Below are 17,258 nucleotides of genomic sequence, written 5' to 3'. Positions count from 1 at the left end.
TATAAATTATAATATGAAACATTGGTTGGTAAAAAGTGAACCTTTTAAATACAGTTGGGAAAAATTTAATAAAGACGGTCGTACCTTTTGGGATGGTGTTCGCAATTATCAAGCTCGTAACAACCTAAGGGAAATGAAAGAAGGCGACTTAGTGCTGTTTTATCATAGCAATGAAGGCAAAAATGTAGTAGGAATTGCGAAGGTTGTTAAAGAAGCCTATCAAGACCCAACAACTGATGATAAAAACTGGGTAGTTGTAGATTTAATACCATTCCAGACCTTAAAGAATCCAGTAACTTTAGAGCAAATTAAAGCTGAAGAAAGCTTAAAAGATATTTCATTGGTAAAACAAGGTCGCTTGTCTGTTATGCCATTAAAAGCAACTGAATTTGATAAAATATTAGAAATGGCTAGCTAATGAAACTGCTCGTTTTTATTCTACTTTGCTTTTTCTGTATTTCAGTGAAAGGTCAAACAAGTGATTTTGAAATTAAGGTGGTTTCAAAAAAATACCAGACTGTTAGAGGGGTGTTAAAAAAAGTTTCTGCTGAGGGTATTGGTGTGGAAGATTATAAAGGAAATTACCTCACTTTTAGACCGAGTGAAATTACGAGATTAAAAATTAGAAAACGTGGTTTAACGGTTGGCGAAGCCACAGGCGGGGGCGCCGTAGGAGGTTTAGGTATAGGCCTTTTATTAATGTCGCTAGAAAGCGAAGACAGTCAAAATGGCGATGATTTACTCAAATTAACTGCTGCATTAACTGCTGGCGGTGCAGGTATAGGTGTAATTGTTGGTATAATTGCAGAAATTTCCAACACCAAATATATTCTCAAAGTAAATGAGAATTATGAAAAATATAAGGCTGGATATAAAAACCTAGATAAATATATCAACACCGTAGTCTCCCATCATATTAATTAATTGCTGATTATAATATTGTGGACTAAGCAATCATTCGTGGTATTAATCCTTAAAAAACAAGGCTTTAAGTTCACTAGCATCATTAGGTTCCATTTTGCCAGCTAAAATTAAGCGCAATTGCCTGCGACGTAAAGCTCCGTGGAATAGTTCCTTTTCGTCTTCAGTTTCTGGTAAAAGCTCAGGTACTGGAATTGTTCTCCCACTTTGGTCTACTGCAACAAAAGTATAATAAGCCTCGTTACTTTTGGCCCTAGTGCCAGAAGGAATATTTTCTGCCCAAACATCTAAACGAACTTCTACGGAGGTGTGAAATGAACGTGTAACCTTGGCCTCTATGGTAATTACATCACCTAATTTAATAGGCTGTTTAAAAGATACATTATCTACAGATGCTGTAACTACAATTCTATTGCAATGTTTCTGAGCAGAAATTGCTGCTGCAATATCCATCCAATGTAATAAACGGCCGCCCATTAAATTGTTTAACGTGTTGGTGTCGTTAGGTAATACCAACTCGTTCATTATGGTGAAAGAGTTTTTTGGACTTTTAGATTTTGTGCTCATATTGGGGGCGAAAATACAGAAAATAGATAGGTGTTTGTACATTAATTGTATAAATTATAGTTTTTTGAAGCGCAATGCCAGTACTTTTTTTAACGTAAGTCCTGCTTTCGGCTTTAGTCTTTTCGCTTTCAGCTCAAGAGCTATCGCTCTCAATCAGGGCTATTTATTAACAGACTGTGCTATTAAACCCCTCATAGTTGCAGAACAGAAATTAACTAAACCCGATTTAGTGGAAAGCTTTTCGCTTGAAACGAGAGCGGGACAGAATTTACCAATGAAAAATAGGTTTTGCTTTTCAAATGATAGGAAACATTAAGTAGTGAAGAAGATGAAGGTTTAGTACTTCTTAATTTCTTAATGTTTAATTTGAAATAAACTCAAACATTAACCCTAAATTACCGTTATAAACGCATCGAAATCTAAAATTTACTATGCAAAATCAAACGCTCATCCAATATTTTCATTGGTATTACAATGAATCAGATAATTTATGGACCAAGGCAAAAAAAGAAGCTGCAAACTTAGCATCAATGGGTTTTACTGGTGTTTGGTTTCCGCCAGCCTATAAAGGTAGCAATGGAGGTTATTCTATAGGGTATGATACTTATGACTTATTTGATTTAGGCGAATTCAACCAAAAAAATAGCGTTGCTACCAAATATGGAAAAAAGGAAGAATACATTAATGCCATTAATGAACTGCATAAAAATGGCTTAAATGTAATAGCTGATACAATTTTTAATCATAAAGCAGGTGGTGATGAGATAGAAAAAATTAAAGTTAGAAAAGTAAATGAAGATGACAGAAATGAGTTTATTTCTGAAGAAATAGAAATAGAAGCTTGGACCAAATTTACTTTTCCAGGTAGAAAAGGTGCTCATTCTGAATTTATTTGGGACCATAAGTGTTTTAGTGGGGTAGATTATGCCGAAGACAGTAAAGAATCGGCCATATATGCCATACAAAATGAATATGGCGAAGGTTGGGAAGAGGTGCCGTCTAGCGAATTGGGCAACTATGATTATTTAATGTTTAATGATATTGATTTTCGAAATCCGGCTGTTAGGGAAGAATTGAAAAGATGGGGTAAATGGTATCATGAAACTTGTAATTTAGACGGTTTCAGGCTAGATGCTGTTAAACATATTCCAGCAGAATTTTTAATAGAATGGATAGATTGGATGAAGGTTGAGTGCGATAAAGATTTTTTCATAGTTTCTGAAAACTGGAACATTGAAAGTGTTGAAGAGTTAGAAAAGTACATAGAGATAACTGGTGGAAGAACGCAGCTTTTCGATTCGTTGTTACATCACAATTTTTATTTGGCCTCTAAAGCGGGCAAAGAATATGATTTGAATTGCATTTTTGAGAATACATTAGCCCATCGTAATCCTTTATTGGCAGTTACTTTTGTAGATAATCACGATTCGCAGCCGATGCAGGCATTAGAGTCATTTATAGAGTTTTGGTTTAGGCCATTGGCTTACAGTATGATTTTGCTACGTGAAGCTGGTATTCCTTGTGTTTTTTATACTGATGTTTATGGCGCCGAATATGAAGATGATGGGCATCAGGTGGAATTGATTGGTTTGCCAGAATTGCCTCAGCTTTTAAAAGTTAGAGAGAATTTGGCTTACGGGGAACAAAGAGATTTTTTAGACCATAATAATTGCATCGGCTGGACTAGGGCGGGAGATGAGGAACATCCAAACTCTGGTATCGCTGTTTTAATGAGTAATGGTGACGAAGGTTTTAAGAAAATGGAAATTGGAAATCATCTTACTGGGAAAATATTTGTCGATATTTTAGGGAAACGAAATGAAGAGGTAACCATTGATGAAGATGGTTGGGGAGAATTTTTCTGCGAAGCAGGAAGTGTTTCGGTTTGGGTTTTGAAAGTTGATTAGTTCATTTGTTCACTCGTTCATTGGGGATGGGATAGTTTATTAAATTAGTTCATTAGTTCACTCGTTCATTGGGGATGAAGTAGTTCAGTATTAGTTCATATGTTAAAGTTCACGAAGCCTTAAATAATTGCAAGTAGAATTTGTTGTGGTTAAACTTTGCTCTATATGTACCCCGACTAATGAACTAATGATACCAATGAACCAATGATACTAGTGGACCAATGACACAAATGAACTAATTACCTTTTCACCGAATTAACGCTACTAAACCCAACCAATTCGTCCCACCTGCCACCAAGTTTGCGATAATAAACTAATATTTGATAACTGTTATCCGTTTCGAAAAACGAACCTTCGAAAACTTTATCATTAAAGTTTCCATTTTCATCTACCCAAACATATTTGAAGTCGTACAAGCCTTGTTTTAGCTTTAAGTTACCATAAAAACGCTTTCTGCTTGGTTCGTAGCTTAACTTGTTTTCTTCGTTTAAAATGTAATTATTAAAGCGGCCAACAACATAAGCATTACCTTTTGGCGTTGGTGGCGTAGCATTTAAAGTAAATAAAATATTAGCGTAATCGCTATCCGTAATGTTATCTCTACCATCTTGATTGCGGATAAAGAAATTCCCATTCTCATCAAATTGAGTGCTGTATTTTGCAGTTCCGTTCGGTAAATCTGTAAATAGAACAATGTGATTCGCGGTATCTCTATAAAAATCTTGAACGTGTTCTGCCTTAAACCTGAAATTCCTGAAATCGAATTTCCTAAACTCATTGCCAGCCCAAAATTCATTGGCATTAATCTCGTTGTAAATCAACGTGTTTTGCCTAACAAAAGTAGGCTTGGTATTGGTAATAGCTGTTTCTGGAATCCCATTCTGCATTACCACCGCTTTAATCTCCGTAGAAGGATTTTGAATTAACATTTGGGATGTTATCGAGAAATTTACTTTCTGTTTGCTAAATCTATATTCTACAGAGCTACTTGGTAAAAACTCTGCACCAATACCAACTGTGTTATTTACCACATAAAAACGTTGTGTTACTATTAGTTTGTCAGGGTTATTATTCTCGTAGACCTTTAATAAATAGTTGCCAGAAATTTTTGGTTTAATCTGGTCGTTCGGGAAAACCAGCGAATAATGTGTAAATTTTTGAAGTGTATTAAAAGAGAATTTATAGTTAAAGATAATATCCTCACTTAATCCTTCTAGGTAATCTAATTTGTTAATTCGAGAAGGTTTCCAGTCGTAAGTACAATGTTCAATGGTGTAATTGTAATTTTTATTGCCACCTTTTAAATCATCAAAAGCAAATGTGATGGTTTCACTACCACGTAAAATGATGATAGGAAATGATTGTTCTTTTTTAGTATTGTAGCACTCAACAGTTTTAATATAAGGCTGATACACTTTATTGTCATACACTATTTGTGCATTTGCGTTTAAGAAAAACGCAACAAGAAAGAGTATCAATCCTAATTTTTTCATTAAGCCTCTAGCTCCATAATCTCAGAAGCCAATTCTTCCCAAGTTTTTTGAGCATGGTCTAATAAAGCTTTTTCTGCTAAATATCTTTGGTTGGCTTCTTCTAATTTATGTGGATTAGAAAATACTTCTTCCCTTGCTAATTCTGCTTCAACCAATTTAACGCTCAATTCAAAAGCTGCAATTTCTTCTTCAGTTCTTTTCAATTTATCGTTTAATTTTTTTAATTGTTGCTGTGCATTAGCAGGAGCTGGCTCAGTTGGCTTTTTCTTCTCTTCAGTAGTTGGCTTAACAGGAATTGGTTTTGGTGTAGGGATTACCCTTTTGCTGTTCCATTCTTCATATTCAGCATAAGTTCCAGGATATTCCTTGATTTTTTCTTCCTCAATAAACCAGATTTTGTTGGCAACATTATCCAAGAAATACCTATCGTGAGAAACAGAGATAAATGTTCCTTCGTATTGTTGTAAAGCCTGAATTAAGATATTCACTGATTGAATATCCAAGTGATTCGTTGGCTCATCCAGAATTAAAAAGTTCGAATCTGTAGTTAACGATTTCGCTAAAGCAACCCTAGATTTTTCACCTCCAGATAATACTTTGATTTTTTTGAAAACATCATCGCCTGTAAATAAGAAACATCCTAAAATAGAACGTAATTCTGTATCTGTATGTTTAGGCGCAAATGCTTGTAATTCTTCTAAAATTGTATTTTCTAAATGCAATGATTCTAATTGGTGCTGTGCAAAGAAAGTGGTGGTTACATTATGTCCAGTTTCAATTTTTCCAGTAAATCCTTCAGCTCCAGCAATCATTCTTAACAAAGTAGATTTTCCTTTACCGTTCGCACCAATTAAAGCGATTTTATCACCTTTTTCAATCAACCCATCAGCATCTTCTAAAATCTCGATGTTTGGATATGCTTTGGTAACATTATCAACTTTAATGACGTGTCTGCCACTTGGTTTAGAGAATTTAAAACTAAAGTTTACAGTCGGGTTATCATCATCAACATCCTCCACACGCTCCATTTTATCCAAAGCTTTCATTCTCGATTGAGCCATTTTAGCTTTACTTGCTTTAGCTTTAAAACGCTCAATTAACTTTTCTTCTTGCTTAATTTTAGCTTGCTGGTTTTTAAATTCTCCCTTTTGGATTTCACCACGCAAAGATTTCTCTTCTACATAAAATGAATAATTCCCTGCATAAACAGTCAATTTTCCTTTTCTAGATTCAACTGTTTTTCTAACAATTTTATCTAAGAAATACCTATCGTGAGAAACAATTACAATTGCACCTTCAAAACCTCCTAAATAATTTTCCAACCATTTAATTGAAGGTAAATCCATGTGGTTGGTAGGCTCATCCAGTAACAAGATGTCTGGAGTTTGTAAAAGAATTTTAGCCAACATTACACGCATTCTCCAACCTCCAGAGAAGGTGTTTAACGGACGGTGTTGGTCTTCTGTACTAAAACCTAAACCTGCTAAAATCTCGTTTGCACGGTATTCGATATTATAACCGTCTAAAGCTTCAAATTCTTGTTGTTTATCGCTCAGTTTGTATAAAACATCCTCACTATAATCAGTTTCAATTTGTTTTAAAAGCTCTTCAATTTCATCATGTAACTGATTTTGGCGTTCAAAAGCCTCCATTGCTACGTGCAAAATGGTATGATGAGACTCGTAAGAAAGTAAATCTTGGTTCAAATAGCCAATTTTTAAATCTTTTGCCATCGAAATACTACCAGAAGATGGAGCATATTCGCCAACAATAATTTTTAGTAAAGTAGACTTGCCGGTACCATTAGCGCCGATTAGTCCAACTCTGTCGCCTGGTTTAATGTGCCAGTTTGCTTCGTCGTATAAGGCTCTAGAGCCAATTAGGAAGGTTAAGTCGTTTATAGAAATCATTTCGCTGCAAAAATACGGTTTTTTAAGCCTGTTTTCAAGTCTATTTTTTGAAAACAGAAGGCAGTAATTAATGGCAAAATTGGTCCTGCTTTTCGCTACAATCCCCGAAAAAGAATCGGGGTATTTTCGCTGCAATCAGGTTTATTTAACAACGGCTTTTGCAGCTATTAAGTATGTAAAATGTAAGGTGGAAGATGTAAAATGGACTCACACATCTTCCATTTTACATTTACCATCTTCCAACAAAATTTGTAAATACAAATTTTGTTTATACCTTTGTACTGTAATAAAAATAATTACAGAATGAATAACGGAAGATTTGCCATCGCTTTGCATATTTTAACTTTGCTTGATAAGGCTAATGGCGAATTATTGTCTTCGGAATATTTAGCTGGTAGTATAAATATCAATCCTGTTCTGGTGAGAAAGGAACTGATAAATCTTCGTAACTACGGATTTGTTCAAAGCAAGGAAGGTAAAAATGGAGGTTCATCATTAGCTATGTCTTCAAATGACATCACGTTGGGAGAAGTTTATAAAAGTGTTAGGCAGGCGTCATTTCTAGGCCACCAAAAAAATACACCAAATCCGAAGTGTCCCGTTGGAAAAGACATTAATGAACATTTAAATAGTTTATACAATGACACAGAATTAATACTGATTGAACAGTTGAGCAAACAAAGCTTGGCAGACTTCAGTAAAAAGTTCGATTAAAAATTTTTTGACCTAAACTGTAATAAAAATAATTACAATTAACATATATTAACCTTGATAAGTGAAATTTGTCTCATTACGCAATACGCTTATCGCAATACTAAAAAAAATGAAAGTAGCAATTTTAGGCGCCACAGGATTTGTAGGAACAGCCATTTTAAATGAATTATTAAGTCGTGGAAATGAAGTAATAGCCATTGCCCGTAACTTAGATAAAATTGAAAGCAATGATGAAAAGTTAACCAAATTAGCTGTTGATGTTTTAGATACAGTTCAATTAGCGGAAGCATTAAAAGGTGCTGATGCTGTAGTTAGTGCATTTAATGCTGGTTGGACAAACCCAAATCTATACAACGATACCATAACGGGAGCAACAGCAATTCAGGAAGCTGTGAAACTATCTGGCGTTAAACGTTTTATTTTTATTGGTGGGGCAGGGACTTTGCAAATTGATGGTAACCAACTGGTTGATGGTCCACAATTTCCTGCAGAAATTTATCCTGGAGCATCAGCAGTAAGGGATTATTTTAATGTACTTAAACAAGAAAAGGAATTAGATTGGTTGTTTTTTAGTCCAGCGATAGAAATGCACCCAGGTATTACTATTGGTCGTACTGGTAAATATCGCTTAGGTAAAACTAGCCCTGTATTTAATGAAGAAGGCCGTTCTATTTTATCTGTAGAGGATTTAGCTATTGTAATAGCTGATGAATTAGAAAATAATACACATCACCAAGAGCAGTTTACAGCGGCATATTAGGGATGGAAAATGGATGATGTAAGATGGAAGATGGGGTTGAAATGTAATTAGTGAGTATTGCGATTTTGCAAAACAATATAGCAATTCAACAATAGAACAATTCAACAATATTGATTCTAAATTTGCAGCCTTTTCCATCTTCCATTTTACATCTTACCTCACTTTACTTATCTTCGCAATATGTACCGCCTCATCAAACCTATTTTTTTTAAGTTCGATCCAGAAAATGTGCATCACTTTGTGGTAAAACGCTTAAAATGGTTTCACGATTATTTCCCGTTAGGTAAAACCATTCTTCGTAGTAGTTACGATATTAACGTCAAGGGTTTAGAAAGAGAAGTTTTTGGCATCAAATTTAAAAATCCAGTTGGTTTAGCTGCAGGGTTTGATAAAAATGGAGAATATGTTGAAGCTTTAAGCAATCTTGGTTTTGGTTTTATTGAAGTTGGTACCGTAACACCTTTACCGCAACCTGGTAATGATAAACCTAGAATGTTTAGGTTGCAAGATGATAGTGCAATCATTAACAGAATGGGCTTTAATAACAAAGGCGTTGACGTAATGGCAGAACGCCTGAGATTGTTAAAAGATAAAGACCCAAGTATTGTGGTTGGTGGTAATATCGGTAAAAATAAAAACACACCAAATGAAGATGCAACCAGCGATTACATTAAATGTTTTGACCGTTTATTTGATGTTGTAGATTACTTTGTGGTAAATGTTAGCTCGCCAAATACACCTGGATTAAGAGCTTTACAAGAAAAGGAGCCATTAAAGGAATTGCTAAATACTTTGCAACAACGCAATCTAAAAAACGATATTTCTCGTCCAATACTTTTAAAAATTGCTCCAGATTTAACTAATGAGCAATTAGATGATATTGTAGAAATTGTTCAAGAGACTGGTATAGCTGGCGTTATTGCAACCAATACTACAATAGACAGAAACGGACTTTATACTGAAGAAAAAGTAAAAAGTGAAATGGGTGGTTTAAGTGGCAAACCCTTAACTCAACGCTCCACTGAAGTTATTCGTTACTTATCAGAAAAATCTAATAAATCCTTTCCAATTATTGGAGTAGGAGGTATTCACTCTCCGCAAGATGCCAAAGATAAAATTGAAGCCGGAGCAGCTTTAGTGCAATTGTACACAGGCTTTATTTACGAAGGGCCAGGTTTGGTAAAAAGGATTTGTAAGGAATTAGTTAAGTGATTTGAATCGGTTATAGTTCTCTATTACCTGTTAATATCCATTATTTCACCTTTTTCAAGCATAATTTTCAAGTCGTTTTTAACTAAGGAGAATACCTCTTCACTATAACCTTTTTCTTCTAGGTCGGATAATCCGCTTATCTGATTTGTTTCAAATTTATTCGGCATTATAAATACGCTGTCTCCAACAACCTTGTCAACTTTATAAAGTGTGTAACTTTGATTAGGTAATCTGATTTCATAAACATCATTTTTTTGTGGAGATAATATGATTTTTGCATTTTTTGCTTCGTCTTGCTTATTATAGATAAAACCAGCAGCAATGATAATTGCTACAACTAGTACGCCAGAAAAAATCCAAATTGGAGTTTTCGAATTTGATTTAGCATTCTTGTAAGTTTCGGTTATACTGTAAGTAAAATTACTTTGCTCTAAAACCTCATGGCAATGTGTACATTGCGTAATGCCAATTTTTCCAGCGGGAAGAAATGGTATCCAAAAAAGGTGTACATATCGTTGAAAAACATTTAATTGGATAGTAAATTGGTTGCCGCAGTTTAAGCATTTGTCGGCAAGAGTTTCTGTTCCAATTTTAGTAGTTGAGGTTCCGTAAACAATCATTAGAGCTGAGTTAATTTTTACCTAATTTAGTATATCAAACGATTATTCTCAGCTTTTCAAAAAAAATATTGTCGGTTATTTACTTCTTTCAATTAAAAATCCCCTGTCTTCTTTTTTAAAACCCACTTTCGGATAATACTCCATCGCTGTTGGAACAGAAAGCAATAAAACCATCGACTGTTCTCCTACCTTTTCCCTAGTTATTTCGATTAATTTTTTGCCAATTCCAGATTGTTTATAATTAGGATTTACGGCTAAGTCTGCCAAATAACTAGACCATACCCAATCGGTAATTGTTCTGGAAACTCCCACTAAATTTTCACCATCCCAAGCTGTAACGATAAGGTCAGAATTTTTATACATTGCTGCTATTCTTTCTGTATCGTGAGTTGGTCTAGGTAAACCGGAAGCTTCGTACAACTCTATTATTTGAGCGGTAGCAGGTACAATGTCTGTCTTATAGTTAATTTCCAACATTTATTTCAATTTTTTCAGCGTTTCTTCCGCTCTAAACTTCGTAATCCTAGCTATCAAATCTAAAGGCATTGGTTTATCTAATGGAAATTGAACAGAGCCTTTGCCTTGTTTGTAAACAGACAAATCTTTTTCGAATGCTTTATGGCCAGTTGGGGTTGCGTAAAAACCAATATGACCTTTATATCCAGCAAAATAAACTAAGGGTTTTCCTTTTAGTTTAAAGGCTGGCATTGCATAGCTTATTGATTCTTCAGCCTCGGGTATAGCTAGCTGTATTGCTTCTCTAATCTGGTTTAAGTACTCTCTTGTTTGAGGTGGAAAACCAGCTATATACTCATCAACGGTGGTTATTTTGGTTGTTTCCATAAGCCTGCATTTTTTCTGACCTTACCTTTTTGTAAACGAAGTAACCAATATATAAAATGGCAATCACATTTACGATATTCCAAATATTAAAACCAATAACTAGGGCCTTATCAAAGTCTGACATACTTGCCCAACTATAGTATTCTCCTTTAGATGGTGTGTAAGTATCTTCATAAGACATTAATCCAACTCCCAAAATGATGTAGATAAAAAGGTCTATTGTGATTAAAGCAATTGTTAAAATAACAGATATAAACTTTTTAATTACCATTTTACAAATATTGTTTTAACCATTCTTTTGCTTTTTTGTCGTCCGTAAAGCTCTTCATAGGTATAAGTGGCTTTTTTAGGCTGAACAAAATATTCATTATAAATTTTGATAGACCAGGTTTGGAAACCATCGCCATGGCAGTATAAATAATGGGCAATTGAGTTGTAGAAAATTCCCTTGTTTCCTTATCTGGGACTGGAGAATTTGAAAGATAAATTAGCAAAGGTATAGGCTTATTGTTGGTAATCTCCTTAACCAAAGCCACATTCTTTTTAATGCTGTCAACAGTTCGCCTAGGATTTTTAGAAAGCGAAACTAAAATTCCATCTTCCAAATAATAATCAGCTATTTCACCCTTAATGATGTGTTTATCTTTTAAATCCATATCGTCTCAATGCTATCAAATATAAAAAGATAACCATAAAAACTAAAATGGGATATCACCGGTCGTGATATCATTTTGCTTTGGCGTTTTTGTCTCTTTACGTTCGTCATGCTCAGCTTGTCCCGATAACTATCGGGAGGACATCGTAATGCGACTGTAATGTTATTTATTAATTCTTCTCTCCATCATGCCGCATTACGATTCCCTCCTGCGAGGGAATGACGAAGCCCAAATCATCCATCAAATAGCACACGCTCCATAGCTTATGTTAAGCTTCTTCAGGCTCTAAATAACCTTTTAAGGCAGTATGCACAAAATAAGTCCAACCTGCCAAGAAGTTAGCTTTTGCAAAATCAGGCCCGCCTTCTGCAAGTGTCTCCAAACCAGTATGTGTAAGTTGTAATAACGTTTGTTCGCCCTTGTCAAACAATTCCCAAGTAACAAATGAATTGCCTGGATAATTGTCATAACGCCAACTGTAACTTATTTTTCTTCCTTCTACAACCTCTGTAACCTCACATAGGTGGAGGTATTGTATGCCGTCTTCTGGTCCGCCAATAAAATCAAACTTAAAACCAACTTTAGGTTTAAAATCTTCTAATTGGAAATACCAATTTTTCATTTCGTCAACATTTGTAATGGCACTCCAAACTTTATCAATTGGAGCATTGTATGTTCTTTCAACTACAACATTTTCGTTTTTCATAATAACGATTTTAGGTTAATCTAATTTAAAGTATAAAATGTTTTGAATTGTTTTTGGTTAATCAATTTATCTCATTCTTTTTTGGAGTTCACTTTCAGCAATTGCTTTTTCTAGTCGTGAAAGTTGCGTGGCTTCTTGTTTGGCACCCATTATCCAACCTATGATTAATTTTTGATAGGATGGAGCTTGTGTAGAGAAAAAATCCCAAGCCTTTTTATTGGTTCTAAATTTTTTCTCAAAATCTGCACTTAGTATTTTGGCTTCATTTTCGTGAATATAAACCCTTGATTTATCTTCTTTTCGATGCTGAAAAGCAGCTAAGCCTGCAGGTTGCATTAAGCCTTTTTTAGTTAACTCATCCATTTTCTTAATGTTAACGGCACTCCAAATACTTGTTGACTTTCGTGGAGTAAAACGGATGGTATAACTTTTATCATCAATAGATTTCCTAATCCCATCAATCCACCCAAAACAAAGTGCTTCATCAACAGATTGGGGCCATGACATACTTGGTGTTCCACTTCCAATTTTATAAAAACCTACTAATAACTCAGTTTTGGTTTGATGATTTTTTGCTAACCATTTCCTAAATAATAATGGGTTTTCGAAGAATTGAGCTTCCATTTAATAAAGATAAATTTTAGAGAACAATGGCAATAATATGATTTATAAAAATACCGTTGTTTTTATTTGGATTAATTCTAAATAATATGATATTTGTATTTTAAAACATAGCGTATGTGTAAAAGAACAATTATTGCTCAAAAACAAGGTGTTTCCGTAACACAATGTATTAATTGCAGAACGGTAAATATTTGGAAAACAGGTATGTTAATGAGATTTAGCTTTGACCAATTTACTGAATTTGCCAAAATTACAGACAAAATCGATTTTGATAGCTATTTAGAATATGCGCCAGATGGTAGTGAAGTGGTTATTCTTTCAACACCTTGCAACGATATTTGTTTAATGTTCACCAGGCAAGAACTAGCAAACTTTTCTAATGTAATAAATGAAGCCATTTATATGCAAAGCATTTATAAATTGGTTCATGAATAGGTTAATGGTTTTATAATACCATAGCCTTCATGTTAGTAATTGGTATTTAGCTATTAGCCATAAGCTATCGAATATTGACCAATGAACCAATGATACCAATGAAAAAAACCCTAACGCACAAAAAAGCATCCCAAAAATAAATTTGAGATGCTTTTTTAATCTTTTAAAGAAAAAATCTAACTATCCGTTAGCTGCAACTAATTGAGCTAAAATTGCATTGTTTTTAGCTAATTGGTCTGTTTTAGATTGTTTAGAACGGCTTCCCAATTCTAAGTTAGTAGCTAATTTTAAAGTTTTAACTTCTAAACGAGAAACATTTTTATTGTATCTATCTTTTCTTTTTAATCTTGTTACTGCCATGATAATAAGCTTTATTTCTTTTAATTATTGTTAATCTGAGGTCGAGAGCGGATTCGAACCGCTGTAGCAGCTTTTGCAGAGCTGAGCCTAAGCCTCTCGGCCACTCGACCTTTTAAATTCAAGGTTGCAAAAATAACAATTATAAGTTAGTATGCAAAGCTGATTGCTTTTTATTTCAATTTATTTCTTATTTCTACTCAATTCACTACAAAATATGGCGGCAGATACGGCAACATTTAATGATTCGGCCTTGCCAAACCTAGGAATAGTAACTGGAGTAGTAATTTTTTCTAAAAGTAAATCGCTAATTCCATGTCCTTCATTCCCTAATAAAATTAATCCTTCATTACCCCAATTTGTTTCATAAATATTATTTCCATTTAATAAAGCTCCAAATATCGGTAGTTTAATTTTTGATAAAAATGAATTGAGGTCGGTATAACTTACATTAATCCTGCATAAAGAACCCATGGTAGATTGCACAGTTTTAGGGTTATAGGCCTCAACTGTGTTTTCAGAGCAAATCACGTTTTTTAGTCCAAACCAATCCGCAGTGCGAATAATAGTTCCAAAATTCCCAGGGTCTTGTACATCATCCAGCACTAAAGAAAAAGAATTCTTCAAACTATTAAGGTCTAATTCTTGTTTAGCAGGGATATGAACCAAGGCTAAAATTCCTTGCGGGGTTTGCAAAGTACTAATCTTCTCTAATTCGGCGTTGTTTACTTCAAATAACTTTATATTTGTGAGGTTTTTTGGCAATAGCGTAGCGTAGGCGGGGGTGTAATAGATGCTATTTAACTGATAACTTGAATTTATGAATTCTGTTATAGATTTTATACCTTCAATAATAAATATGCCACTTTCTTTACGGTACTTCTTTTGATGTAGCGATTTTATAAAACTGATTTGAGATTTTGAAAGCATACAATAGCAACTTTAAGCAGCAGGTACAAATTCTTACAATATTACTATTTATTCTTGTTTTTGTGGCAGGATGTTCTTCAACAAAATATATTGAAGACTATCAATCTATAGTTAAGAAGGTTAAAATTGATAGCATTGATAAAGCTTATGAAGAGAATGCCTATAATTATATCCAAAAAGACATTCGTCCTTCGATTTTAGGTTTAAATGTGGGTATTTACAATATTTTCAACACTAAAAATGGGAAATATAAAACCAGCAACATCAAGCCTCTTGGCGATCCGCCTCCAATTTTAGATAGTGCCTTGGTTGAGATTTCGCGTAACCAAATAGAGAAATACTTAAAAAGTAAGGGTTTCTTTATGGCAAAAGTAAAATCTGAAATCGAAGTAAAAGATAAAAAAGCAAAGTTGAGGTTTGTGGCTAAACCTGGTCCGCCATTTTTTATAAATGGAATTACTTATCAAATTCCAGATACTACAATTAAAAACCTTTACCTGTCGAACAAAGAGTCCTTTACTCATTTACGGGTTGGCAAACAATATGATGCAGATTCTTTAACCTACGAAAGGGAACAAATCTATCAGCTGATGCGTCAAAATGGATACTATGATTTTGTCCGTCAGTATATTACTTATAGTCCAGATTCAAATCAAAATAACAGTAAGGTGGGGGTAAAGTTAATTATCGAAAATCCACTTGATGGTACTAAACACAAGACTTATAGTATAGGCGAAACAAATATTCTTATTGCCGAAAATTCTGAAGGGTTTACTGATTTAGATAAACTTTCAGATTCATTAAAAAATAAAAAAGCTTTTAGAGGCATAAAATTTACAGACCTTTCGAAAAGATTTAGAAGAAACCCAATTGTTCGTTATGATTTCATTAGAGAAGGAGAAACTTATGATATCAGAAAAGAGGTTTTAACCTATGACAGGCTTTATGAGTTGAACGTTTTCAAAAACGTTAAGATAGATTACACAAAGGCTAAGGATAGTACGGCAAAAATTGACCCAGTTATTTTTTTAATTCCTCAAAAAAGAAGAAGCGATAGAATGGAAATAGAGGTTCCGTTTAACAGTGGTACATTAGGCTTTAACGTAAGTAATACCTATACAGACAATAATTTTTTAAGAGGAGCAGAGCGATTTCAGTTTCAAATAAAGGGCGGTTTGCAAATGCTCAATGAAAAGGGTGTTCCTATCTTCAAAAACATTTATCAGAGAGATTTTTCGGTAAGTGCGGGTTTAACGGTGCCAAGGTTGATGATTCCTTTTGCTATCCCTATGATGGGTAAAAATGGAATGCCCTACACAACGTTTTCAACTAGTTATTTGTATGCATTACAAAAAGATATTACCATCCGTCGTATTTTTATCAACTCTGTAACTTATGATTGGGTGGAAACAAAATCTAAACTTCACTCATTTACTCCATTAAATTTTGAGTATCGTTTTGGTAGTGTATTAATTGATACCAATGATAAAACAAATAAAAATTACTTGGTAAACGAAGAAATTTTAAGGAACAGTTCTTATAATATTCAATTACTCGCTCGTAAGGATTTTACTTTGGGAATGAAGTATGCCTATTCGCTAAACGCCGATAAATTATTACAAAACAGAACCTTCGTTTATTTTAGAGGAAACATAGATATTGCTGGTAATTTATTAGGAGCGATATCTAGCTTGGCGGGAGATAAACACGACCCTCAAAATGGCGATTATGGTACTATTTTTGGCTTACCGTTTAACCAGTATGTAAGGCCTGAGGTAGATGTGCGTTGGTATAAAAGTTTAGGTGCAGAAAGCCAGTTTGTTGCAAGATTAAATGGTGGGGTTGGTTATGCCTATGGAAACTCTATTTCTGTGCCGTTTGAGAAATTATTTTATGCCGGTGGTTCGAACGGTGTTCGTGCTTGGCAAGCTAGAACATTAGGTCCTGGTAACTACAATAGGGCTGTTATTAAAAGTGAGGCTGCAAGAAAGGCATCTTACGGCATCGACCAATTGGGGCAAATGCGAATTGAAACCAATTTAGAATATCGATTCATGTTAGTTAATAAATTGTTTGGCGGCAAACTTAGGGGCGCTACCTTCCTTGATGCGGGTAACGTGTGGAATATTTCTCCTAACAACCCGAAACCAGAAACTTACTTCGATTTTAAACGATTGGGACAGCAAATTGCCATAGGAACAGGTTTTGGTTTCAGATATGATGTTCAGTTTTTTGTGTTTAGGTTCGATTTAGGCTTAAAACTGAAAGACCCTCAATTTGCTGGTTCAGAGCAATGGGTTATTGGAAAATACTTTAATGGAGCAAAAGAGTTTAAAGCTAACTATTTGGCAGACCATTCTCCAGATAGATATCGTTTTATGCAATACAATTTTGGTATAGGAATGCCATTTTAATTGACGATTTAAGGTTTTGATTTACGATTGGCCTAAACGGTTTCTTGGCGATATTCAAGATAATAATTTTCCGAAAAGCAATTTCCAGCGCAGCATTTTAAGTTTGTCTGGCTATCCGCTAAATCTTTGTTAGCTTTTAGCTATCAAAGTATACCGCTGCTATCCAGTTTACTTAACAAGGGTCTGTGC

20 protein-coding genes and 1 tRNA gene are annotated in these 17,258 nt (G+C 34.3%); 8 read left to right on the top strand and 13 right to left on the bottom strand.

Translation table 11 applies throughout. The annotated features are described in order from the left end of the window. Positions 1–13: 13 nt before the first annotated feature. A complete protein-coding gene (locus R2Q59_RS09985; protein ID WP_316785395.1) occupies positions 14–418 on the top strand; it encodes an EVE domain-containing protein in 405 nt (134 codons plus the stop codon). Continuing rightward, on the top strand, positions 418–924 hold the full coding sequence (locus R2Q59_RS09980) for a hypothetical protein (protein ID WP_316768391.1): 507 nt from the start codon (positions 418–420) through the stop codon (positions 922–924). Before R2Q59_RS09985 ends, R2Q59_RS09980 begins: the two co-directional genes overlap by 1 nt. Before the next feature lie 42 nt (positions 925–966). Here R2Q59_RS09980 and R2Q59_RS09975 read toward each other — a convergent pair whose 3' ends face one another. Continuing rightward, the gene (locus R2Q59_RS09975; RefSeq protein ID WP_316768389.1) at positions 967–1,488 is read right to left on the bottom strand and encodes an acyl-CoA thioesterase; all 522 of its coding nucleotides are present in this window, start codon (positions 1,486–1,488) and stop codon (positions 967–969) included. 431 nt (positions 1,489–1,919) lie between these two features. Here R2Q59_RS09975 and R2Q59_RS09970 point away from each other — a divergent pair, with 431 nt between their 5' ends. Then, the gene (locus R2Q59_RS09970; RefSeq protein ID WP_316785394.1) at positions 1,920–3,395 is read left to right on the top strand and encodes an alpha-amylase; all 1,476 of its coding nucleotides are present in this window, start codon (positions 1,920–1,922) and stop codon (positions 3,393–3,395) included. Between the two features lie 239 nt (positions 3,396–3,634). On the opposite strand, the gene R2Q59_RS09965 is transcribed toward R2Q59_RS09970, so the two are convergent. Next, positions 3,635–4,888 carry a DUF5103 domain-containing protein gene (locus R2Q59_RS09965; protein ID WP_316785393.1) on the bottom strand — a complete coding sequence of 418 codons (1,254 nt, stop codon included), beginning with the start codon at positions 4,886–4,888 and terminating at the stop codon, positions 3,635–3,637. Continuing rightward, positions 4,888–6,798 (bottom strand): ABC-F family ATP-binding cassette domain-containing protein, encoded by a 1,911-nt coding sequence (locus R2Q59_RS09960; RefSeq protein ID WP_316785392.1) that lies wholly within the window; start codon positions 6,796–6,798, stop codon positions 4,888–4,890. The genes R2Q59_RS09965 and R2Q59_RS09960 overlap by 1 nt, the downstream gene beginning before the upstream one ends. A gap of 303 nt (positions 6,799–7,101) precedes the next feature. Between R2Q59_RS09960 and R2Q59_RS09955 the strand changes: the two genes are divergently transcribed. The 3 genes from R2Q59_RS09955 (at position 7,102) to R2Q59_RS09945 (ending at position 9,484) form a co-directional block, all read left to right on the top strand. Further along, entirely contained in the window at positions 7,102–7,512 is a 411-nt protein-coding gene (locus R2Q59_RS09955; RefSeq protein WP_316768382.1) for an Rrf2 family transcriptional regulator, read from the top strand. A gap of 109 nt (positions 7,513–7,621) precedes the next feature. Continuing rightward, complete coding sequence (locus R2Q59_RS09950) at positions 7,622–8,272, top strand: NAD(P)-dependent oxidoreductase (RefSeq protein WP_316785391.1); 651 nt, start codon at positions 7,622–7,624, stop codon at positions 8,270–8,272. A 180-nt stretch (positions 8,273–8,452) separates the two neighbouring features. After that, the gene (locus R2Q59_RS09945; RefSeq protein ID WP_316785390.1) at positions 8,453–9,484 is read left to right on the top strand and encodes a quinone-dependent dihydroorotate dehydrogenase; all 1,032 of its coding nucleotides are present in this window, start codon (positions 8,453–8,455) and stop codon (positions 9,482–9,484) included. A gap of 23 nt (positions 9,485–9,507) precedes the next feature. On the opposite strand, the gene R2Q59_RS09940 is transcribed toward R2Q59_RS09945, so the two are convergent. From R2Q59_RS09940 to R2Q59_RS09910, 7 genes are all read right to left on the bottom strand, one after another. Next, the gene (locus tag R2Q59_RS09940; RefSeq protein WP_316785389.1) at positions 9,508–10,104 is read right to left on the bottom strand and encodes a hypothetical protein; all 597 of its coding nucleotides are present in this window, start codon (positions 10,102–10,104) and stop codon (positions 9,508–9,510) included. Between the two features lie 75 nt (positions 10,105–10,179). Then, a complete protein-coding gene (locus R2Q59_RS09935; protein WP_316785388.1) occupies positions 10,180–10,581 on the bottom strand; it encodes a GNAT family N-acetyltransferase in 402 nt (133 codons plus the stop codon). Continuing rightward, positions 10,582–10,947 (bottom strand): iron chaperone, encoded by a 366-nt coding sequence (locus R2Q59_RS09930; protein ID WP_316785387.1) that lies wholly within the window; start codon positions 10,945–10,947, stop codon positions 10,582–10,584. It lies immediately after the preceding gene. Further along, positions 10,919–11,218 carry a hypothetical protein gene (locus R2Q59_RS09925; RefSeq protein ID WP_316785386.1) on the bottom strand — a complete coding sequence of 100 codons (300 nt, stop codon included), beginning with the start codon at positions 11,216–11,218 and terminating at the stop codon, positions 10,919–10,921. The genes R2Q59_RS09930 and R2Q59_RS09925 overlap by 29 nt, the downstream gene beginning before the upstream one ends. A 1-nt stretch (position 11,219) precedes the next feature. After that, positions 11,220–11,603 (bottom strand): STAS/SEC14 domain-containing protein, encoded by a 384-nt coding sequence (locus R2Q59_RS09920; protein WP_316785385.1) that lies wholly within the window; start codon positions 11,601–11,603, stop codon positions 11,220–11,222. Between the two features lie 268 nt (positions 11,604–11,871). Continuing rightward, positions 11,872–12,309 (bottom strand): SRPBCC domain-containing protein, encoded by a 438-nt coding sequence (locus R2Q59_RS09915; RefSeq protein WP_316785384.1) that lies wholly within the window; start codon positions 12,307–12,309, stop codon positions 11,872–11,874. 66 nt (positions 12,310–12,375) lie between these two features. Further along, complete coding sequence (locus R2Q59_RS09910) at positions 12,376–12,933, bottom strand: YdeI/OmpD-associated family protein (protein WP_316768367.1); 558 nt, start codon at positions 12,931–12,933, stop codon at positions 12,376–12,378. Between the two features lie 114 nt (positions 12,934–13,047). On the opposite strand from R2Q59_RS09910, the gene R2Q59_RS09905 reads away from it, so the two are divergent. Then, positions 13,048–13,368: a DUF6686 family protein gene (locus R2Q59_RS09905; RefSeq protein WP_316785383.1), complete on the top strand. Its 321-nt coding sequence runs from the start codon at positions 13,048–13,050 to the stop codon at positions 13,366–13,368. Positions 13,369–13,548: 180 nt separating this feature from the next. Here the strand turns inward: R2Q59_RS09905 and R2Q59_RS09900 are convergent, their stop codons facing one another. From R2Q59_RS09900 to R2Q59_RS09890, 3 genes are all read right to left on the bottom strand, one after another. Then, positions 13,549–13,728: a spore protein gene (locus R2Q59_RS09900; RefSeq protein WP_131554409.1), complete on the bottom strand. Its 180-nt coding sequence runs from the start codon at positions 13,726–13,728 to the stop codon at positions 13,549–13,551. Positions 13,729–13,766: 38 nt separating this feature from the next. Continuing rightward, a tRNA-Cys gene (locus R2Q59_RS09895) sits at positions 13,767–13,838 on the bottom strand. Between the two features lie 70 nt (positions 13,839–13,908). Further along, positions 13,909–14,655 (bottom strand): RNA methyltransferase, encoded by a 747-nt coding sequence (locus R2Q59_RS09890; RefSeq protein ID WP_316785382.1) that lies wholly within the window; start codon positions 14,653–14,655, stop codon positions 13,909–13,911. On the opposite strand from R2Q59_RS09890, the gene R2Q59_RS09885 reads away from it, so the two are divergent. Beyond that, complete coding sequence (locus R2Q59_RS09885; protein ID WP_316785381.1) at positions 14,646–17,069, top strand: BamA/TamA family outer membrane protein; 2,424 nt, start codon at positions 14,646–14,648, stop codon at positions 17,067–17,069. The two genes, R2Q59_RS09890 and R2Q59_RS09885, sit on opposite strands and share 10 nt — an antisense overlap. Positions 17,070–17,258 lie beyond the last annotated feature (189 nt).

Origin of the sequence: Pedobacter frigiditerrae (genome assembly GCF_032678705.1) — a bacterium.
GTDB lineage: Bacteria > Bacteroidota > Bacteroidia > Sphingobacteriales > Sphingobacteriaceae > Pedobacter > Pedobacter frigiditerrae_A.
This window is presented reverse-complemented; position numbering and strand designations above follow the sequence as displayed.

Excerpts from the sequence above, each read along its gene's own strand:
- R2Q59_RS09985 (WP_316785395.1), top strand. The coding sequence starts at position 14 with ATGAAACATTGGTTGGTAAAAAGTGAACCTTTTAAATACAGTTGGGAA.
- R2Q59_RS09980 (WP_316768391.1), top strand. The coding sequence starts at position 418 with ATGAAACTGCTCGTTTTTATTCTACTTTGCTTTTTCTGTATTTCAGTG.
- R2Q59_RS09975 (WP_316768389.1), bottom strand. The coding sequence starts at position 1,488 with ATGAGCACAAAATCTAAAAGTCCAAAAAACTCTTTCACCATAATGAAC.
- R2Q59_RS09970 (WP_316785394.1), top strand. The coding sequence starts at position 1,920 with ATGCAAAATCAAACGCTCATCCAATATTTTCATTGGTATTACAATGAA.
- R2Q59_RS09965 (WP_316785393.1), bottom strand. The coding sequence starts at position 4,888 with ATGAAAAAATTAGGATTGATACTCTTTCTTGTTGCGTTTTTCTTAAAC.
- R2Q59_RS09960 (WP_316785392.1), bottom strand. The coding sequence starts at position 6,798 with ATGATTTCTATAAACGACTTAACCTTCCTAATTGGCTCTAGAGCCTTA.
- R2Q59_RS09955 (WP_316768382.1), top strand. The coding sequence starts at position 7,102 with ATGAATAACGGAAGATTTGCCATCGCTTTGCATATTTTAACTTTGCTT.
- R2Q59_RS09950 (WP_316785391.1), top strand. The coding sequence starts at position 7,622 with ATGAAAGTAGCAATTTTAGGCGCCACAGGATTTGTAGGAACAGCCATT.
- R2Q59_RS09945 (WP_316785390.1), top strand. The coding sequence starts at position 8,453 with ATGTACCGCCTCATCAAACCTATTTTTTTTAAGTTCGATCCAGAAAAT.
- R2Q59_RS09940 (WP_316785389.1), bottom strand. The coding sequence starts at position 10,104 with ATGATTGTTTACGGAACCTCAACTACTAAAATTGGAACAGAAACTCTT.
- R2Q59_RS09935 (WP_316785388.1), bottom strand. The coding sequence starts at position 10,581 with ATGTTGGAAATTAACTATAAGACAGACATTGTACCTGCTACCGCTCAA.
- R2Q59_RS09930 (WP_316785387.1), bottom strand. The coding sequence starts at position 10,947 with ATGGAAACAACCAAAATAACCACCGTTGATGAGTATATAGCTGGTTTT.
- R2Q59_RS09925 (WP_316785386.1), bottom strand. The coding sequence starts at position 11,218 with ATGGTAATTAAAAAGTTTATATCTGTTATTTTAACAATTGCTTTAATC.
- R2Q59_RS09920 (WP_316785385.1), bottom strand. The coding sequence starts at position 11,603 with ATGGATTTAAAAGATAAACACATCATTAAGGGTGAAATAGCTGATTAT.
- R2Q59_RS09915 (WP_316785384.1), bottom strand. The coding sequence starts at position 12,309 with ATGAAAAACGAAAATGTTGTAGTTGAAAGAACATACAATGCTCCAATT.
- R2Q59_RS09910 (WP_316768367.1), bottom strand. The coding sequence starts at position 12,933 with ATGGAAGCTCAATTCTTCGAAAACCCATTATTATTTAGGAAATGGTTA.
- R2Q59_RS09905 (WP_316785383.1), top strand. The coding sequence starts at position 13,048 with ATGTGTAAAAGAACAATTATTGCTCAAAAACAAGGTGTTTCCGTAACA.
- R2Q59_RS09900 (WP_131554409.1), bottom strand. The coding sequence starts at position 13,728 with ATGGCAGTAACAAGATTAAAAAGAAAAGATAGATACAATAAAAATGTT.
- R2Q59_RS09890 (WP_316785382.1), bottom strand. The coding sequence starts at position 14,655 with ATGCTTTCAAAATCTCAAATCAGTTTTATAAAATCGCTACATCAAAAG.